The organism is Jeotgalibacillus sp. 10bf12 (assembly GCF_055597105.1).
In genome coordinates, this window is sequence record NZ_CP200276.1 from 140,235 (window position 1) to 157,861 (window position 17,627).

The 17,627-nt window shown below is 45.5% G+C and carries 19 protein-coding genes; all 19 read right to left on the reverse strand.

Annotated features, from left to right (window positions below):
- Positions 1-16: 16 nt before the first annotated feature.
- Entirely contained in the window at positions 17-553 is a 537-nt protein-coding gene (locus DH10bf12_RS00635) for a F0F1 ATP synthase subunit delta (RefSeq protein ID WP_471736702.1), read from the reverse strand.
- A complete protein-coding gene (gene atpF / locus DH10bf12_RS00640) occupies positions 550-1,068 on the reverse strand; it encodes a F0F1 ATP synthase subunit B (RefSeq protein ID WP_471736703.1) in 519 nt (172 codons plus the stop codon). Before atpF ends, DH10bf12_RS00635 begins: the two co-directional genes overlap by 4 nt.
- A 181-nt stretch (positions 1,069-1,249) precedes the next feature.
- Positions 1,250-1,462: a F0F1 ATP synthase subunit C gene (gene atpE, locus DH10bf12_RS00645; RefSeq protein ID WP_039813889.1), complete on the reverse strand. Its 213-nt coding sequence runs from the start codon at positions 1,460-1,462 to the stop codon at positions 1,250-1,252.
- Positions 1,463-1,552: 90 nt separating this feature from the next.
- Entirely contained in the window at positions 1,553-2,263 is a 711-nt protein-coding gene (gene atpB, locus DH10bf12_RS00650; RefSeq protein ID WP_134379076.1) for a F0F1 ATP synthase subunit A, read from the reverse strand.
- Positions 2,264-2,268: 5 nt separating this feature from the next.
- Positions 2,269-2,655: an ATP synthase subunit I gene (locus DH10bf12_RS00655; protein ID WP_039811530.1), complete on the reverse strand. Its 387-nt coding sequence runs from the start codon at positions 2,653-2,655 to the stop codon at positions 2,269-2,271.
- Positions 2,656-2,659: 4 nt separating this feature from the next.
- A complete protein-coding gene (locus DH10bf12_RS00660; protein WP_471736704.1) occupies positions 2,660-2,878 on the reverse strand; it encodes an AtpZ/AtpI family protein in 219 nt (72 codons plus the stop codon).
- Positions 2,879-3,452: 574 nt separating this feature from the next.
- A complete protein-coding gene (wecB, locus tag DH10bf12_RS00665) occupies positions 3,453-4,598 on the reverse strand; it encodes a non-hydrolyzing UDP-N-acetylglucosamine 2-epimerase (protein WP_471736705.1) in 1,146 nt (381 codons plus the stop codon).
- A 24-nt stretch (positions 4,599-4,622) separates the two neighbouring features.
- Positions 4,623-5,252 carry a uracil phosphoribosyltransferase gene (upp, locus tag DH10bf12_RS00670; protein WP_039811537.1) on the reverse strand — a complete coding sequence of 210 codons (630 nt, stop codon included), beginning with the start codon at positions 5,250-5,252 and terminating at the stop codon, positions 4,623-4,625.
- A gap of 275 nt (positions 5,253-5,527) precedes the next feature.
- Positions 5,528-5,740 carry a hypothetical protein gene (locus DH10bf12_RS00675; RefSeq protein WP_471736706.1) on the reverse strand — a complete coding sequence of 71 codons (213 nt, stop codon included), beginning with the start codon at positions 5,738-5,740 and terminating at the stop codon, positions 5,528-5,530.
- A 76-nt stretch (positions 5,741-5,816) separates the two neighbouring features.
- Positions 5,817-7,052 (reverse strand): serine hydroxymethyltransferase, encoded by a 1,236-nt coding sequence (gene glyA / locus DH10bf12_RS00680; protein WP_471736707.1) that lies wholly within the window; start codon positions 7,050-7,052, stop codon positions 5,817-5,819.
- Positions 7,053-7,504: 452 nt separating this feature from the next.
- Positions 7,505-8,038: a TIGR01440 family protein gene (locus DH10bf12_RS00685; protein ID WP_471736708.1), complete on the reverse strand. Its 534-nt coding sequence runs from the start codon at positions 8,036-8,038 to the stop codon at positions 7,505-7,507.
- A 204-nt stretch (positions 8,039-8,242) separates the two neighbouring features.
- Positions 8,243-8,683: a ribose 5-phosphate isomerase B gene (gene rpiB, locus DH10bf12_RS00690; RefSeq protein WP_471736709.1), complete on the reverse strand. Its 441-nt coding sequence runs from the start codon at positions 8,681-8,683 to the stop codon at positions 8,243-8,245.
- A 1-nt stretch (position 8,684) separates the two neighbouring features.
- The gene (locus tag DH10bf12_RS00695) at positions 8,685-9,137 is read right to left on the reverse strand and encodes a low molecular weight protein arginine phosphatase (protein ID WP_471736710.1); all 453 of its coding nucleotides are present in this window, start codon (positions 9,135-9,137) and stop codon (positions 8,685-8,687) included.
- 216 nt (positions 9,138-9,353) lie between these two features.
- The gene (locus DH10bf12_RS00700) at positions 9,354-10,358 is read right to left on the reverse strand and encodes a LacI family DNA-binding transcriptional regulator (protein ID WP_471736711.1); all 1,005 of its coding nucleotides are present in this window, start codon (positions 10,356-10,358) and stop codon (positions 9,354-9,356) included.
- Between the two features lie 19 nt (positions 10,359-10,377).
- Positions 10,378-12,327 carry a beta-galactosidase gene (locus tag DH10bf12_RS00705; protein WP_471736712.1) on the reverse strand — a complete coding sequence of 650 codons (1,950 nt, stop codon included), beginning with the start codon at positions 12,325-12,327 and terminating at the stop codon, positions 10,378-10,380.
- 14 nt (positions 12,328-12,341) lie between these two features.
- Positions 12,342-13,526, reverse strand: coding sequence for a galactokinase (locus DH10bf12_RS00710; protein WP_471738272.1), 1,185 nt, complete (start codon positions 13,524-13,526; stop codon positions 12,342-12,344).
- Between the two features lie 5 nt (positions 13,527-13,531).
- Positions 13,532-15,778, reverse strand: a complete 2,247-nt coding sequence (locus DH10bf12_RS00715; protein ID WP_471736713.1) for an alpha-galactosidase — start codon at positions 15,776-15,778, stop codon at positions 13,532-13,534.
- A 12-nt stretch (positions 15,779-15,790) separates the two neighbouring features.
- On the reverse strand, positions 15,791-16,615 hold the full coding sequence (locus DH10bf12_RS00720; protein WP_471736714.1) for a carbohydrate ABC transporter permease: 825 nt from the start codon (positions 16,613-16,615) through the stop codon (positions 15,791-15,793).
- Entirely contained in the window at positions 16,612-17,466 is an 855-nt protein-coding gene (locus DH10bf12_RS00725; RefSeq protein WP_471736715.1) for a carbohydrate ABC transporter permease, read from the reverse strand. The genes DH10bf12_RS00720 and DH10bf12_RS00725 overlap by 4 nt, the downstream gene beginning before the upstream one ends.
- Between the last annotated feature and the right edge of the window lie 161 nt (positions 17,467-17,627).

The following is a 17,627-nucleotide window of genomic DNA, read 5'->3' on the forward strand; positions in this document are numbered from 1 at the left end:
CCTCATTTCGTGGATCTTATCGTTTCAGTTCACGTTCAAGGCGATTTAGCTTATTGCGAAGGGTGCCGTCAAAAATACGGTTCCCAATGCGGATGCGAATGCCGCCAAGAAGTGCTGAGTCTACGTGATTATGAATGTCAAGACGCTGCTTACCGACTTTCGGAGCAAATGAAGCAGAGATTGCTTCTTTATCTGCGTCTGATAATTTTGTTGCTGATGATACGTGTGCAACGGCTGTACCGCGTGCATGTAGTGCGCGGTTGATATACTCATCTGCAAGCCCAACCATCTCATTGTTACGGCGGCGGTCAATTAGAATGTACATCGTGTTCAGCACGTGCTGTGAAATGCCGCTGAATGATTTCTCGATCAGCTGCTTCTTTTGATCTTTTGACCATTTAGGAGACTGAAGAAGCTGAGACAGTTCAGGCGTCTGTGTAAATACCTGGCGTACTGTGCGAAGATCTTCTTCGATCTGGTCTGTCTGGCCGTGCTTTACTGCAAGCTCAAAAAGTGCCTGTGCGTAACGCGCTGCTGCAGTTGATTTGCTCATCGCAGATCCCCTGCCTTTGCAATTGTTTCGTTGATCAGCTGCTGTTGCTCTTCAACTGTCAGTTCTTTTTCAATTACTTTAGAAGCAACCAGTACTGATAATGTAGCAACCTGCTCGCGTAGTGCTGCAACTGCCTGGTCTTTTTCTGTTTCGATCTCGCGAAGTGTCGCTTCTTTCATACGCTCTGATTCTGCACGCGCTGCAAGAACAATTTCTTCACGCTGTGCATCACCCTGTTTGCGGGCGTTTTCAATCAGTTCCTGCGCATCCTGACGAGCTTCTTTCAAAAGCTGGCGCTGCTCTTCAAGCTGCTGCTTCGCTTCTGTACGACTTAATTCAGCCGCTTCGATTTCGCCTGCGATGTGGTCTTCACGCTGTTTCATGATGCCCATTAACGGACCCCATGCGAATTTCTTTAGTAATGCTAGTAAAAGGATGAACATCGCTAATTGGAAAAGGATGTCTCCCTCACTGAAGCCACTGGCTCCAAGTACAAATGCATCAAGTGTGAACACGCTCGTTTCACTCCCTTCAGAAGTCAGTCAAATACGGAAAGTTGGTATTGAATCGTAAGACGATGACTGATTAACATCAACCAGTCTTTATAATAGGTAGAAATACATTTTTAAAATCAGATATTCTGTAAAAAATGGCGAAGCATGTCACGATGTGATCTTCGCCATTTTATGTGAAATATTATTGACCTTGTACGATGAACGCGATAACTACTGCGATGATCGGAACGGCCTCAACTAGTGCTACCCCGATGAACATTGTTGTTTGAAGCATTCCACGTGCTTCTGGCTGACGTGCGATACCTTCTACTGTTTTAGATACGATCATACCGTTACCGATACCTGCACCTAGTGCTGCTAAACCTACTGCTAGTGCTGCTGCTAAAAGACCAATTGAACCTGTCATTTGGATATATCCTCCTTAGTGTGGGTAAATAATTTTTTGTTTGAAAATGTTTGTTCAGTAATTGAACAGGTAAATATATTAATGGTCAGAGCTCACTTTGTGCGCCATATAAACCATCGTTAACATTACGAAAATGAATGCCTGGATACCACCGATGAACACGGAGAAACCAAGCCATGCAAGCGTTGGAATAACCGCTGCAATGTGACCAAAGAAACCTGTTGCCAGACTTCCTGCAAGAAGACCAAGTAAGATCTCACCTGCATAGATGTTACCGTAAAGACGCAAACCAAGCGTTAGCGTGTTTGCAAATTCTTCAATAATCTTAAGCGGGAATAAGAAACCCATTGGACGGAAAAAGTCTTTACCGTATTCTCTGAAGCCTTTCATGCGTATGCCATAGTAATGCGTAAGCGCAATTACCATAACAGCAAGAGTCATTGTAACGATTGGATCTGCTGTCGGTGATTTCCACCAGAGATAGTGATCATATGTAATCGCAAACGGTAATCCTAAAAAGTTCGAAATCGCAACGTACATAATGAGTGTAATCCCTAAAATGTGAAAGCTTCCTCCGGTTTTCCAATCCATGTTACTCTTGATGATATTCCGCACAAAATCCATGATCCACTCCATAAAGTTCTGCATCCCGGTCGGTTTCATTGCCAGGGCGCGTGTGGATAGGACTGCAATCAAAAATACAATTGCGGATGCGACAGTAATCATTAAGACATTGGAGAGATTAAAGGTCAGCCCCAGAAATTCTGCTAATGGCGCTTCATGATTCATTTATTTCACCTCTCTTCCCGCTTCTTGTGTAGGACTTGCTGCAATAAATAATCTATCATAATGACGAAATAAACCATCATTAATCCAAATACAGTGGAAATCAAATGAATGAAATCCGGAAATTCCAGTGCAATGAGCACTGCTACTCCTGCTGAGGCCATACGTGATAGTGTTCCAAGCGAACGCACTTTTCTGCCTTCGTCCATCGCACGATCAAACTTTTCCATTCTGTTCTTCATCAGCCAAAGATTGAGCAGACTGAAAGAAGTTCCCAGTATCAGACCGAGAAAAACATCCGGGAAAGGTGTGAACCCGAAGCCGAGGACAAAAATCGATAACAAGTAAAATATGTACTTGGTGTACCGTAAAAAATGCTTTCTGATGTCAGGCATTTAGCTACTCTCCTGAGTCGAATTGTTTCACTGTGCGAAGCATCGCATAGATTCCTGCTGATAAACCCAGAAGTAATCCGATGATCATAAACAGCGGTTCTGATTCCAGATGACGATCAAGCCATCTCCCACCAAAAATCCCGATGAGTACGGAGCCAGTTAATTGTGACAGAATGGCCGAATAAAGGACCATCGCATGGAACGGACGTCTTGACTGACGCATGAGTGCATCCTCACAATCTGAGAATGAAATTGAGGGCGGATATTACAAGGTTTTACGTGTATTTTTATGTCTATGAAAACCTTATCATTATACCCTTTAAAAGCATACAATAGGCACTAAATGATGTCAACGCGATCTCGACAAAAAGTTCAATTGATCACATATAGATGTTTGTGTGTTCACATTTTTGACAAACCGGATTTTCGGATGGTGCTTGAGAGTTGTTTTTTGGTGTGAGGTGTGTCCTGCGCTGGTGTGACTAAGTAATTTTGCGGGCACTTTTCGACAGCGTGTCGGGCGGATGAACGTGTTGTTTATGGGGCCTGGTTGGGAGGGATTGGGGGGGTGCTAATTCTTTCACCTTTGTTGGTTATTCGATCACCTTTTTGATTATATCTATGCGCTTTTATGTAATTCGGCTTTTGCGCGGGTATGGCCGGATTATTCTATAGGCTTTCGAAAAATATCTATCACCTTTTGCAGTTATTCATTCACCTTTCAATTTTATCTCCCCTCCCCCTTACCCCAATTAGCTAGACAAAATCCCGCCCCTAACCCAGGAGCGGGATTTCTTTTACACACGGAATGTATCCGGGCGCTGATCTGTTTCTTTGAAATAGTAGCGGATCGCTTCTGCAATGCGGGCAGATGCTTTTCCGTCACCGTATGGGTTGGATGCTTTAGACATGGCCAGGTAAGCCGCATCATCTGTCAGCAATTCCGTTGCCATATTGTAAATCTGTTCTTCTTCGATTCCGGCAAGCTTCAGCGTGCCTGCTGCGATACCTTCAGGACGCTCTGTTGTATCCCGCAGTACAAGAACTGGTACACCAAGTGATGGTGCTTCTTCCTGTACGCCACCTGAATCTGTCAGAATCAGATGAGCTTTTGACGCAAAGTTATGGAAATCAATGACGTCAAGCGGATCAATCAAATGAATGCGGTCATCTCCACCAAGAATATCATCAGCAATTTCACGGACTGCCGGGTTCAGGTGAACAGGGTAAACAACCTGTACATCCTTTTGCTCATCCACAACACGCTTGATCGCACGGAACATATTCTTCATCGGTTCACCAAGGTTTTCCCTGCGGTGTGCCGTTACAAGAATGAGACGGTCCCCATTTAATCGATCAAGAATATCACTCTGATAATCTGCATTTACAGTGGTGGATAACGCGTCGATTGCTGTGTTTCCTGTGACGAAGATGTTTTCTTCAGGCTTGTTTTCCTGAATAAGATTATTGGCTGACTGATCGGTTGGTGCGAAATGCAGGTCTGCCATTACACCAGTCAGCTGGCGGTTCATTTCTTCAGGGTACGGGGAATATTTATTCCATGTACGAAGGCCTGCTTCAACGTGTCCGACTGCAATCTGATTGTAAAATGCAGCAAGTCCCGCTACAAAAGTCGTTGTGGTATCACCATGAACAAGTACGATGTCGGGCTTAGTCTCTTTCATAATACGATCAAGACCTTCAAGCGCACGCGTTGTGATACCAGTCAGCGTCTGGCGGTCCTTCATGATATTTAAATCATGATCAGGTGTGATACCGAAAATGTCCATTACCTGGTCAAGCATTTGACGGTGCTGGGCTGTCACTGTCACGATTGGCTCGAAATACTGATCCTGCTTTTTAAGCTCAAGCACAAGTGGAGCCATTTTAATCGCTTCAGGTCTTGTACCGAAGATCGTCATTACTTTTATACGTTTAGACATGAGTTTCTCCTTTAATGGTTTCGCTTATTTTGTACCGAATAATCTGTCGCCTGCGTCTCCAAGACCAGGGACAATGTAACCTTTTTCATTCAGCTTTTCATCAAGGGCTGCAATATAAATGTCTACATCATCATGTTCTTTTTTAATTTCCTCAACGCCTTCCGGTGCTGCTACAAGGCATAGGAACTTGATATTTTTTGCGCCGCGCTTTTTAAGAGAGTTAATCGCTTCAACTGCTGATCCGCCTGTTGCAAGCATTGGATCAACCAGGATAAAGTCACGCTCTTCAACGTCTGAAGGAAGCTTCACGTAATATTCAACCGGTTTTAGTGTTTCAGGATCACGGTATAGTCCAACGTGTCCGACTTTTGCAGCCGGGATCATCTTCAGAATGCCATCCACCATTCCGATACCTGCACGCAGGATTGGAACGATCGCAAGCTTTTTACCTGAAAGAACTTTTCCTTTTGTCTGGCTTACTGGTGTTTTCAGGTCGATTTCTTCCATTGGAAGGTCGCGTGTGATTTCAAACGCCATCAGCGTTGCCACTTCATCTACAAGTTCACGAAAATCCTTTGTTCCAGTCTGTTCATCGCGGATGTGCGTCAGCTTGTGCTGAATCAGCGGATGATCAAATACGTATACTTTTCCCACACCTGTCACTCCTTTTTAAATAAGCTCTGTTAAAGGTGGCTGCTGATTTCCGCTTCAGGCGGACGCTTTCCGCGGGGACGGCGCTGAGCCTCCTCAACGCTTTGCGTTTCCGGGGTCTCAGCTGTCCGTCACCTCCCGCTGGAGTCGCCGCCTTCCACTCCAATCACAGCTGCGCAAATAAAAAATGGACTTTAACAGAACTTTTATGTAAATTCTATTTCATCTTATTTATTATAAAGCAAATCCTTACGAAAGTTATCATACTTGCAGGTTTTTTACAAGAAAGGTCCGTATGATGTATGGGAAGTGTCACGTAATGGTAATTGTACTAAATATTTTGACGGTTGCTGGTTGGAGCCGGGCTGAGGGGCTGAATGTCGATGTTTCTGCTGGAGTTGTAGCAATTGTGCTGCAGGTTGTTGCGATACACCCGGGATCTTGTCGCTTTCCAGTGCCCGGATGTTGCTTTCCAACGTTTTGAATGTCATATCCAACCTCCCGCACGTCTTCTTCATGCCCTTAACAAACCAAAAAGACTGCCCAACTAAGGACAGTCTCAAGAACTTACTCGTATAATGCGAAACGGCTTGTAATCTCTTCGACTTTTACTGCAGCCTCTTTCAGCTTTGCTTCATCTTCGTGATTTTTAAGTGCTTCTGCAATGAGTTCTGCGATTTCTTCCATTTCTTTTTCCTTGAAGCCGCGTGATGTGACAGCTGGTGTTCCGATACGGATACCGCTTGTAACGAACGGGCTTTCAGGGTCGAATGGAATCGTGTTTTTGTTCACAGTGATGCCGATATCATCAAGTACTTTTTCAGCCACTTTACCTGTCAGGTTCAGCGAGCGCAGGTTCACAAGGACAAGGTGGTTATCAGTACCGTCAGAGACGATATCAATCCCATTTTTCTTGAACGCTTCTGCCATTGCCTTCGCGTTTTTAACAACCTGATCGATATAGTCATTAAATTCAGGCTTCAGTGCTTCACCGAATGCAACTGCTTTTGCAGCAATGACGTGCATTAACGGACCGCCCTGAACGCCAGGGAAGATTGACTTATCGATTTTCTTTGCGAATTCTTCTTTACAAAGAATCATGCCTCCGCGTGGTCCGCGAAGTGTTTTGTGTGTAGTCGTTGTAACGAAATGGGCATATGGTATCGGAGACGGGTGTGCACCAGTTGCAACAAGACCTGCGATATGCGCCATATCAACCATTAAATAAGCGTCCACTTCATCAGCAATTTCACGGAATTTAGCGAAATCGATCGTGCGTGAGTAAGCACTCGCACCGGCTACAATCATTTTCGGCTTGTGCTCAAGCGCTTTTTGACGGACATCTTCATAATCGATGAGCTCGTCTTTTTCGCCTACACCGTACTCGATGAAATTATATAGTTCACCACTGAAGTTAACTGGACTTCCGTGCGTTAAGTGACCTCCATGAGACAGGTTCATACCAAGAACCGTATCGCCCGGCTTTAGTACTGAGAAATAGACAGCCATATTAGCCTGGGCACCTGAGTGCGGCTGAACGTTTGCATGCTCAGCGCCGAATATTTCTTTCGCGCGGTCGCGTGCAAGGTTTTCAGCGACATCAACGTGCTCACAGCCGCCATAGTAGCGGCGTCCAGGGTAACCTTCTGCGTATTTGTTCGTCAATACTGATCCTTGCGCTTCCATGACTGCTTCACTTACAAAATTCTCTGATGCGATCAGCTCGATTTTCGTACGCTGGCGCTTCAGTTCATCCTGCATTGCTTCGAATAATGCCTGATCCTGCTGTTGAATCTTATTCATTGTGAATCCTCCCTCATGTCTCGGGTCTGTTCCCGTCTTTGGTCAAAAATCTACTTCATCTTAACATGTTTTTTGAGAATGTGAAAATGCTGATTTTGACAAAAGGGGTGTTGTTATACGCTTACATCGCTTATTTTAATCTAAAAGACGAATATTTCGAGAAAATTTCTTTTTAATTTTTGTATTTTTATTAAATGCAATGAGGTTGAATGACTTTAGATGCTTTTTTCACATGTGTTACGGTGGCTGCCGAAGGTGAATTGATTCATTTGCTCATCCCCCGGCGTTATTGAATCAGCGCCCGGATTACATAAGATAATTGATTCAGCGCTCCGCTATTATGGTTCACCTGCTGCCTTAATTGGCTCACCGCTCATCTTATTTGAACGCACGCTTAAATAACTTTATGATCTAAAAACAACCGGCCTCAAAAAGACCGGTTGCCCATCTATTTATTCAAGCTCGTACACTGCCCGCGCACCGCCGACGAGTTTTGGTCTTGTGCGCGCGAGTGTGATGTGGGCTTCTCCCAGAGATTTCGCTGCTACACGAACCGGAACGGCCACAGGCTTCAGGTGCATGCCAATCAGCGTATCACCGATATCAATGCCGCCGTGCGCCTGTATGCGCTCGACTGCAACCGGATCTTTCATATGACGGTATGCATATGATGCCATCGCACCACCTGCTTTTCGCACAGGCACGACAGTTACTTCTTCAAGCCCGTACCGCTCAGCCGTTTCACGTTCCACGATCAGGGCACGGTTAATGTGCTCACAGCCCTGAAATGCCAGATGAAGACCTGTGTCTGTCGAAAATCGTGCAAAGGCTCTATACAGTGATTCAGCGACTTCATCTGTGCCGGATGTGCCGATTTTACGACCGATGACTTCAGAAGTTGAACAGCCAATGACAAATAGCTGCCCCTCTTTCAGCGAAGCCTGTTCCTGGTATTCCTCAAGGATTGACAGCAATTCCTGATTCATCGCAAGCCCTTCTTTCTATTTGGTTCTGTCAGAACGGGCTGATGGCTTCCGCTCCAGGGGGACGCTTTCCATGGCCGGGCGGTGAGCCAGCAGGCTTCGCCGTTGCCTCACCTGTCCCTTCCTGCCATAGGAGTCGCCCCCTTCCGCTCCATCCATCAGCTGTGCATCTATAAAATTGGTCATTTATAAAAAAAGTTAAAATAATTACTTCGCTTCGTACTCACTCATCTTATTAATACGGTTCTCATGACGGCCGCCTTCGAATTCTCCCTGCAGCCAGATTGATGCGATATCACGTGCAAGTCCCGGTCCAATGACGCGCTCACCCATTGCGAGCATATTGGAATCGTTGTGTCCGCGCGTTGCTTTTGCGCTGAACGTATCATGCACAAGCGCACATCGGATACCTTTCACTTTATTTGCTGCAATGCTCATGCCAATACCTGTCCCGCAGATCAGAATGCCGCGGTCAAACTCGCCAGACGCCACTTTTTCAGCAACCGGCAGCGCATAATCAGGGTAATCAACAGACCCCTCACAGTCACAGCCGAAATCTTCAAATTCAATATTCAATTCCTGTAAAAGATCTGCTATTTCCTTGCGCAGATTCGTGCCACCATGATCAGATGCTAATGCGACTTTCATATTAAAATCCTCCCTGTTCCTGTTTATTAAGGTTTTTCAGCATACTATCCATTAATCTGTTTAACTCGTTAAATGTGGAACGGTACACTTCCACCGAACCCCCATACGGATCCGACACATCGAGTCCGCGTTCAGAAGAAAATTCCTTCAACGTAAAAATACGGTCCGCTGCAAACGGAAATTGTTCCATCAACATTGCTTTATGCGAGCTTGTCATCGCAAATACATAATCAGCCCAGTGCACATCAGACTGTGTGACTGAATGGGAGCGGTGATCTTGCATCAAACCGTTCTCCTCAAGTACCTGCTGTGCGTTGTGTGACGCCATGCCGCCTTCCATCGCAAAAAGTCCGGCAGAACGCACCTCAATATGCGGTTCATCTCTATGATTTAAAATTGCTTCAGCCATCGGACTGCGGCAAGTATTGCCTGTACAAATAAATAAAATCCTCATGAAAACGACCCCTTTTTAGGATTCTCACTTCCCCTTTATCCTATCACATTTTAGACACTTTTTCTTTTCGGGAGTGTTAAGTCATGCAGTAGGCGGCACACCGGGGAGGAGTTGAGTGAATTATTTTTAGAATCATTACAAAAATGGTGCAGTTAACTCCGTGCCCACCACACTAAAAAACCCGGGCCTCTCCCAAACCCGGGTTCAACATCATCACTATTTAATGGGTCCGCTGCTTTCGCGTACCAGCAGGGTGGTTGGCAGGACGACTTTTTTGGCGATTTTACGTTTGGATGAGAGCTGTTCGAGCAGGAGATCGACGGCTGCTTCGCCCATGTATTCTGTGTGTACCTGGATGGTTGTGAGTGACGGCTGCAGGTAGCGGGACATTTCGATGTCGTTGAAGCCGACGACTGATACCTGTTCAGGTACGCGGACGCCTTTTTCATGAAGAGCGCGCATGGCTCCGATTGCCATGGAGTCGCTTCCCATGATAAAGGCAGTTGGTCCGTTCTCAAGCTTCAGCGCTTCTTTCATCAGCGTGTAGCCATCTGCAGCTGTAAACTTTCCGGTCCAGATAAATTCAGGGTGAAATGTCTGGTAGAGAGACAGGTATTCGAAGAAAGTCGTTTCCCGCTCGTCTTTGACCATTTCATTATCCTGGACATATTCATGACCTCCGATGTAGCCGATGCGCTCGTGTCCGAGGTCGATCAGGTGCCTGAGGACATCGATCATAGCAGAGCGGAAATCTACTTCTACTGAGTCCACATTTTTAGATGGCGTAAAGTCAACCAGCACAAGATTTGGCGCCCACTGCTTAAATGTGGTCAGATCTTTTTCACTGAATTTACCGACTGCTATCACGCCGTCCAGTGGCGCATCATTCCGGACACGATACGTTTCTTCGTTCTTATAGAGTTTAACAAGGTTAACGCCGCGATCCACGCAGGCACGCTCTACCCCAAGCCTGACTGACAGGTAGTAGGGATCCTCAAGCTCCTGCTCCTCTGAGTACCAGTAAACGAGGCCGACGCGCAGCGTTTTTGGCTTTTTTGCAGTCTTCCTTTTCACACTCTGATAGTTCAGCTCTTTAGCAATTGAAAGGATTTTTTCTCTCGTTTCAGCGGTTACTGATAATGTCGCATCATCATTAATGACACGCGAAACCGTTGCCAAAGATACCCCTGCTTTTAACGCTATATCTTTTAAAGTCGCCATTTATAACCACCTACCCGTGTCATTTCTGACCATTGTTATCTTTATACTTTATCACTTTTGAACCATAAGCTGCTAATGTTTCCCCGCAGACATTTTGAGTCGAACCCGTGTGATTCATCAGGAATAGATGTCCGTTTCGCATCACAGCTTCAGTGCCTTCCGGCGTCTCTGTGTGCCAGATGCCGTGCTGTTTGATAATGTTCAGCGCGATCGGTTCAAGGACTTCTGCATCAAGTCCTGTAGCAAGATAATAGACGCTGCCTTCACCTGTTTTATTCAGGGTAAGTGCTGCCTGTTCCTCATAAAATTCATCGCTGTACCGCCAGAGCACTTCCGCTCCTTTTGATGTCACAAGATCTCTCCATACTTTACCGCTGCTCTGCTTTCCATCTTTACTTTTAACCGGAACAGACTGATGTGCGGCAAGTGCTTCAGTTTCATAAATTTCAATACCCGCGAGGTCTGCAACCGGACCTGGCAGTGTCTGTTCAAAATGAATGTTGTTGTCTCTGTTTTTCAAGCCGGCGCGGAATGAAAAGATAATCGTACCGCCTGATGCTGCAAATTGTTTCAGTCTGGCAGCCAGTTCATCATCAATGATCTGCATGACCGGCACAAGTAACACTTTATACTTCTCAAAAGTACGGTCAGAAGGGATCACGTCAATTGAGGCATTGTGTCTGTAAAATGGTGCGTACAATCTTAACAGTTCTGCGTTAAAGTCAAAGCTTGCACTCTGTACCTGTGATTTCCACGACCAGATATTATCGTAGTCATAAAGGACAGCGATATCGGATTCAATTTTTTCATTTAACACATTTTCATAAGGCTGAATTTCACTGAATAGCGACTGCACTTCTTTAAATTTACGGCCATAGCGATTATCCTGGTCGACAACACCGAAGCAGAATTGTTCCGCTCCTTTTGTCATCCCTCTCCACCTGAAGTAAAGCATGTTGGTACAGCCATGCGCGAATGCCTGATACGACCACATTTTCGCCTGATTCGGTCTTGGCAGGTAGCCAATCACGTTGTGTCCCTGCGCACCCATAAGTTCTTCGACGATCCAGTAGTTCTGATCCTTCAGCCCTCTGTTAAAATCATGTGTCATTGCAATCGCTGCAGGCGCAATTGGTTCAGTCAGTCCACCCCATACCGGGTAATTATCATAAGAAACGAAGTCCATTACACGGACGTTTTCAGCATGGTCGAATGCTTTATCGAAAAAGCCGCCAGATACATTTGTTGTGATCGGCTGATGCCTGCCTGCATGTTCACGTGTGATGTCTGTCATTTTGTGTGCGAAATGATTCACTGATTCTGATCGGAATCTTGTGTAATCAAGCTTCAGAGAAGGGTTATGTGTTGTGACAGTAGGTACCGGCATCGGGATTTCTGAAAAACTGTTATAAGTCTGCCCCCAGAAAATCGTTCCCCAGCGCTCATTCAGCTGATCAACCGTTTGATATTTCTTTTCAAGGAACTGATGGAACCCGCTGTGGCAATGCTCACAGAAGCACCAGTCACTGCCTTCATGACCAAATTCATTATCAATCTGCCAGACGACAACTGCCGGCTCATCCGCAAAATGCTTTACAACTTCTTCAGTAATTTTGGCAGCGTAGCGGTTATATTCAGGTGAGTTAAAGCAATACTGCCTTCTCCCACCGAATGCGCGGACGTGACCGTATTCATCTTTGGATAAAATGGATGGATGCTTTGCAGCAAGCCAGGCCGGGAAGGTCGCTGTCGGCGTTCCGAACATGACAGATAAATCTCTTTTTTTCGCTTCTTCGATCACTTTATCAAAGAATGAGAAATCAAACTGTCCCTCCTGCGGCTCCATCAGATGCCAGGCAAACTCACCAATTCTGATCATGTTCGCACCAAGCTCTTTAATGCCGTCCAGGTCTTTTTCAAGCATGCTCTCCGGCCAGTGCTCCGGGTAATAATCCACACCTACATACACAACAATTCCTCCTGTCAGATCTGAAGCGCTAAGGCTTCTGATTTTGTTAGTTCTCTTGTACCCTCTCCAACTTTTACTGTATAAAAATCAGCCTCAAGTGAAGTAAGGCTTCTGTATTCTTCAGCCACATTCTTTTTGAAAGTATCAATATTCTGATCTTCCACAATATTCACGGTACACCCGCCAAAGCCTGCGCCTGTCATACGTGCACCGATTGTTCCTTTTTGGTTCAGCGCGGCATCCACAAGTACGTCGAGTTCTCTGCATGACACTTCATAATCGCTTTTAAGAGAGTCATGTGACTGCTTCATCAGTTCCCCCAGTGCATACAGATCGCCTTCACCGAGCACTTCAACTGCACGGAGTGTACGTTCATTCTCAGTGACCACGTGTCTGACACGTTTATGTTCAGTATCAGTCAGTATCTCCTCAGCTTTCGCTAAATCCTCTGAAGTTAACTGACAAATTTCATTGATCTGATAAACGGATTTTAATTTTCCCAATGCGCTTTCACAAGTCTGTCTGCGTTCGTTATAAGCAGAGTCTGCAAGTCCGCGCCTTTTATTGGTATTGGCAATGACGATTGAATGATTGCCAAGGTCCAGCGGCACATAATGGTATTCAAGCGTCTCACAATGCAGCAGCACAGCCTGATCCTTTTCGCCAAAACCGACGGCAAACTGATCCATGATGCCACAGTTGACACCGATAAACTGGTTCTCAACATGCTGGCTCAGCTTCACCATTTCAATATTGGAGAGACCCAGCTGATGCAGTTCATTCAGCGCACTGACTGTAACGAGTTCAATTGAAGCTGATGACGACAGGCCTGCGCCATTTGGAATATTGCCGTAAAAGTACATTTCGTAGCCTGTATCAGGTAGCTGACCATGTAAATGGTGAATGACACCTTTAGCATAGTTGGTCCACTGGTCCTGTGGGTGATTGATCAGATGATGACGCGCAACTTCAATTTGTCCTGCTTCAGAAAAGTTCTCAGAATAAAAAAGGATTCGCCCGTCCTGTCTCTGCCTGATTGCGAGGTAGGTACCGATTTCAAGCGCACATGGCAGTACATGTCCACCATTATAATCAATGTGCTCTCCAATCAGATTCACCCGGCCCGGCGCAAAAAATACGCGAACGTCCTCTTCTGTACCGGCAAATTGATTCAGAAATGCAGCGACAATTGAACTCATCTTGCTCACCCTTTCTTCATCTCCTTAAACTTCCATACTGCAGACTGAAAATCACCATAAAAATGCGTGTGATCTGTTTGTACTGTACCGGTAAAAAACGGCGGGATCTGCCAGCCGATATGCATCAGTTCATCACCGCCATACTCACGATGGATGACACTGCTGCCTTCCTGCCATTCAACTTCATATATCTTATCAGGATCAAGTCCGCTCAGGCGGATTCGTTTCATCCCTGCATTCGGCTGTGAACATACACGGTAAAACGCAACAAGTGCTTCTGACTGATCATGTGATACGGTCATCCAGGCTGTATCGTTTCCTTCAAACGGACTGCAGAGCCTGTAAAAGTTTCCAAACTGAAGGAGCTTTCTTTCCTTTTTAAATAGCGATATCTGCTTACTGACCTTATCGCGGGTTGTGGCATCCATTACTTCCGGATCAAGCTCATAGCCAAATGCTCCGAACATGGCTGCGTGGAACCTGAATTCAACTGATGTTATGCGTCCTGTCTGATGATTGGGTGATGCTGATACGTGCGCGCCCATTGAGGAAACGGGATAAACAAGCGAGGTGCCATACTGGATCTTTAATCGTTCTACAGCATCTGTGTTATCGCTCGTCCATGTTTGAGGCATATAATAAAGCATGCCCGGGTCGAACCGGTTGCCACCGCTTGCACATGATTCAAACAGCACCTCGGGAAAGGCTGATGTGATCTCCTCAAGCACCCGGTACAGCCCCAATATGTAGCGGTGCATGACTTCTCCCTGGCGGCTTGCAGGCAGCTCATCAGAAAACACCTCTGTCACTGTACGATTCATATCCCATTTCACATAGGACGCTTTTGAATCTTTCAGTACGTGTCCAATAGCTTCTATTAAATAGTCCTGCACTACTTTCTTTCCGAGATTCAACACCATTTGATTTCTGCCCGGCGTGTGCGGCCGGTGCGGCGCTCTTAGTACCCAGTCCGGATGCTGCTCGTACAGTCTGCTTTTTTGTGAGATCATTTCAGGCTCTACCCAGATTCCGAATTGAATTTGCCGCTCTCTCACTTCATCTGCCAGCCCCTCAAGTCCTTTAGGCAGCTTCTTTTTATCTGCCGTCCAGTCACCGAGTGAGGTTGTGTCATTATTTCTGCCTTCAAACCAGCCGTCGTCAAGCACAAACAATTCCACACCCAGCTCACTTGCAGACGCTGCGATGGAGGTGATTTTATCATGGTCAAAATCGAAATAAGTCGCTTCCCAGTTATTTAGCAGAACCGGGCGTTCCTTATGCTGCCAGGACCCTTTGATTAGATGATCGTTATATAACGAATGAAAGCTCTGGCTCATTTTATTTAATCCCTGATCACTGTAAACAAGAACTGCTTCAGGTGTTGAGAAGTTGTCTCCAGGTCCAAGCATCCATTTAAAATCAAACGGGTTCAGACCGATCATGAGTCGCGTCGTATCATAGGTGTCGACTTCCACACTGGCACGGTAGTTACCACTGTAGATCAGATTCAGACCGATGACTTCCCCTTCATGCTCCGTTGCATGTGGTCTTGCGAGGGCAATGAACGGATTATGCCATGAGCTGCTGACACCTTTTTTACTATCGATCACGTGCATCCCCGGCTTCAGTCCCGACCGGTGCAGATGGCGCTCGCGGATCCAGGCCCCATCAAGCTGAATAGACTCATAAGTATGATCCGGCAAATCAATTGAAGCACTCATCAGACGGTTAACTGAAAAAGAATCTGCTCCGTTATTTGCAATCTCACTGCGCCTTAAAATGACATTCCGCTTATGGAAAACGGTGTAAAATAAATGCAATTCAGCTTCAAGCGTGTGATCCTTTAATGTAATTTGCAGCGTCTCACATTGATCCTCATTTCCATACACACCGGGCATTCCTTTAAGCGAAGGCTTCCCTTTCGTTATGCGATGAGCATGATAGATAAAGTGCGATAGCTTTGAACCCTGCTTTTCTTCAATTTCTATAGCAGGTTCTCTAAAGTCGGATGTCCCGTAAGAAGGGTATTCCTGCCTTGCCCACTCTAATGTGAATCCGCTCTCTTTTAGCGGAAAGTTTGCGTTGCCGAGCGGCTCATTAGGAAATGGCGCCAGCCCTGAAAAGCTGGCGCGATCCGTTACTTTTTTACCGAAATAGGTATGTTCGAGCTGTCCATTTTCAAGGACACGGATGATATAGCTGACATCCTGGCCCTGTAGATGAAATTGTCTGTCATGCGTATAGATCGGCATGGTCAAAACTCCTTATTTCACTGCACTTCCAAGCATCCCTGAGATAAACTGGCGCTGTAGAAGCAGGAAGAAAATAATAATTGGGATTGTCGCAATTGTTACACCCGCCATTACCTGACCATAGTCAATACGTGACAGACCGAATAATGTTGAAAGTGCAACAGGGAATGTGTACATGTCTGTTGTTGATAGTGCAATTAACGGCCACAGGAAGCTGTTCCACTGATACAGGAACAGGAAGATCGCTGTTGCTGCAAGTGCCGGCTTCATTGATGGCAATACAATACGGAAGAAAATCTTCCACTCACCCGCTCCATCAATTCTCGCCGCTTCAATCAGCGACGTTGGGAATGCCAGCAGGTTCTGTCTCATCAAAAAGATCGCAAATGGGTATGCAAGGTTTGGCAGAATTACTGCCTGATACGTATTTAACCAGTTCAGCGCTGCCATCATTTTAAATAAAGGAATGATTGTTGCATGGTACGGTACCATCATTGAAAGGAGGAAAATCGTGAAAATCACATTTCTTCCTTTGAAATCAAACTTGGCAAACGCATAAGCGGCCATGGTACAAATAAAGAGCGCTAATACTGTATACGTTACCGCGATAAATAATGAGTTGAACATCACGCGACCGATACCGATTGATTCATCCAGGTTGCGGATATTTTCCATCAGCATGCTGCCGGGAAGCAGTGTAGGCGGCTGCGAGAACATGCTGCCACTTGTATTCGTTGCTCCGATTGCAGCCCAGTAGAACGGGAACAGAGAAACGAGTGCACCAATGACTAAAGCTATATATAATAGGATTCTTTTCGTCGTCTTGTTTTTCTTCATTCCTGATCACCCGTCACTTTAAATTGAATAAATGTCATAACCGCAATCAAAATTACAATTACGTATGCAATTGTTGAAGCGTATCCGAAATCAAAGAACCGGAAGCCTGTCTGGTAAAGGTACATCCCGATTGTCAGCGTTGCATCACTCGGTCCACCATTTGTCAGTACGAACGGCTCATCGAATAATTGCAGCGTCCCGATTGTAGAAAGGATTGTTGTAAATAAAATAACCGGCTTAAGATTCGGTATTGTAATAGAGAAAAACTGTCTGATTTTACTTGCGCCATCCATACTAGCCGCTTCATATAATTCTTCCGGAATATTTTGAAGCCCGGCAAGGAAAATGACCATATTATAACCCACCCATCTCCATGTCATTGCGATGACAAGAGATGCTTTTGCCCAGAAAGGATCTGAAAGCCATGGGATTCTGTCGAGTCCAATTGCAGCAATCACCTGATTGACTACACCATCGTTCATCAGCATGATTGAAAAGATAATAGAGTACGCTACGAGCGATGTAACGGCAGGGAGGAAAAAGGATACCCTGAATACGCCTTTAAATTTCAATAATGCAGAGTTTAGTAAGTTCGCTATAATCAGTGCCAGAAAAATCATGATCGGCACCTGGACGATTAATAGAATAAATGTGTTTTGTAAGGCAGTGATGAAAATATCATCACTCAGCAGCCTGGTGAAATTATCAAATCCGGTAAATTCAAGGTTGCTTCCCTGACCTGACTGGAAGCTGAGGATTAATGAATAAATAATTGGATATGCCATAAAAATAGAAAATAAGATGACTGCCGGTCCGACAAACATATAAGGTACTAACGTTTTTTGTTTCATGCTCTACCTTCTTTCATTCTTTCATTTAGGATGTGCCGCAAACGGCTTTGATTTTGTTTATGTAACGCCTGCAGCTACCTTTTCAGTTGAAAGTTCTGCATAACCGCTGCTGGTTTTCGTGGGGGACTTTCCCGCCCCCGGGCGGTGAGCCTCCGTCGCCC

Coding starts and splice junctions, on each gene's coding strand:
- DH10bf12_RS00635 (WP_471736702.1), bottom strand. CDS start 553: ATGAGCAAATCAACTGCAGCAGCGCGTTACGCACAGGCACTTTTTGAG.
- atpB (WP_134379076.1), bottom strand. CDS start 2,263: ATGAATCATGAAGCGCCATTAGCAGAATTTCTGGGGCTGACCTTTAAT.
- DH10bf12_RS00655 (WP_039811530.1), bottom strand. CDS start 2,655: ATGCCTGACATCAGAAAGCATTTTTTACGGTACACCAAGTACATATTT.
- DH10bf12_RS00660 (WP_471736704.1), bottom strand. CDS start 2,878: ATGCGTCAGTCAAGACGTCCGTTCCATGCGATGGTCCTTTATTCGGCC.
- wecB (WP_471736705.1), bottom strand. CDS start 4,598: ATGTCTAAACGTATAAAAGTAATGACGATCTTCGGTACAAGACCTGAA.
- DH10bf12_RS00675 (WP_471736706.1), bottom strand. CDS start 5,740: ATGACATTCAAAACGTTGGAAAGCAACATCCGGGCACTGGAAAGCGAC.
- glyA (WP_471736707.1), bottom strand. CDS start 7,052: ATGAATAAGATTCAACAGCAGGATCAGGCATTATTCGAAGCAATGCAG.
- DH10bf12_RS00685 (WP_471736708.1), bottom strand. CDS start 8,038: ATGAATCAGGAATTGCTGTCAATCCTTGAGGAATACCAGGAACAGGCT.
- rpiB (WP_471736709.1), bottom strand. CDS start 8,683: ATGAAAGTCGCATTAGCATCTGATCATGGTGGCACGAATCTGCGCAAG.
- DH10bf12_RS00695 (WP_471736710.1), bottom strand. CDS start 9,137: ATGAGGATTTTATTTATTTGTACAGGCAATACTTGCCGCAGTCCGATG.
- DH10bf12_RS00700 (WP_471736711.1), bottom strand. CDS start 10,358: ATGGCGACTTTAAAAGATATAGCGTTAAAAGCAGGGGTATCTTTGGCA.
- DH10bf12_RS00710 (WP_471738272.1), bottom strand. CDS start 13,526: ATGAGTTCAATTGTCGCTGCATTTCTGAATCAATTTGCCGGTACAGAA.
- DH10bf12_RS00715 (WP_471736713.1), bottom strand. CDS start 15,778: ATGCCGATCTATACGCATGACAGACAATTTCATCTACAGGGCCAGGAT.
- DH10bf12_RS00720 (WP_471736714.1), bottom strand. CDS start 16,615: ATGAAGAAAAACAAGACGACGAAAAGAATCCTATTATATATAGCTTTA.
- DH10bf12_RS00725 (WP_471736715.1), bottom strand. CDS start 17,466: ATGAAACAAAAAACGTTAGTACCTTATATGTTTGTCGGACCGGCAGTC.